The organism is Pseudomonas sp. I2 (assembly GCF_040984075.1).
GTDB classification, from domain to species: Bacteria; Pseudomonadota; Gammaproteobacteria; order Pseudomonadales; family Pseudomonadaceae; genus Aquipseudomonas; species Aquipseudomonas guariconensis_B.
In genome coordinates, this window is the sequence record NZ_JBCGFQ010000172.1 from 1 (window position 1) to 433 (window position 433).

The 433-nt window shown below is 56.6% G+C and carries 2 protein-coding genes; both read left to right on the forward strand.

Going from position 1 to position 433, the window contains the following annotated elements:
- A partial coding sequence (locus WCE05_RS26105) for an alpha-isopropylmalate synthase regulatory domain-containing protein (RefSeq protein WP_368816853.1) occupies positions 1-205 on the forward strand: 205 nt, incomplete at its 5' end.
- A partial coding sequence (locus tag WCE05_RS26110; RefSeq protein WP_368816854.1) for an isocitrate/isopropylmalate family dehydrogenase occupies positions 205-433 on the forward strand: 229 nt, incomplete at its 3' end. The genes WCE05_RS26105 and WCE05_RS26110, both read left to right, overlap by 1 nt.

Below are 433 nucleotides of genomic sequence, written 5' to 3' on the forward strand. Positions count from 1 at the left end.
CGGCAAAGACGCCCTGGGCCAGGTGGATATCGTCGTTGACTACAATGGCCGCCGCTTCCATGGCGTTGGTCTGGCAACGGATATCGTAGAGTCGTCAGCCAAAGCGATGGTTCACGTGCTGAACAACATCTGGCGCGCCGCCGAAGTCGAAAAAGAATTGCAACGCAAAGCTCAGAATAAAGAGAACAATAAGGAAACCGTGTAATGTCGAAGAATTACCATATTGCCGTTTTGCCGGGTGATGGCATTGGCCCGGAAGTGATGAACCAGGCGATGAAAGTACTGGAAGCCGTACGCCAACGTTTTGCCATGCACATTACCACCAGCCAGTATGACGTTGGCGGGGCGGCCATCGACCGTCAGGGAACTCCCCTGCCGCAGGCGACCGTCGCCGGATGCGAGCAGGCGGATGCGATCCTGTTCGGCTCCGTCG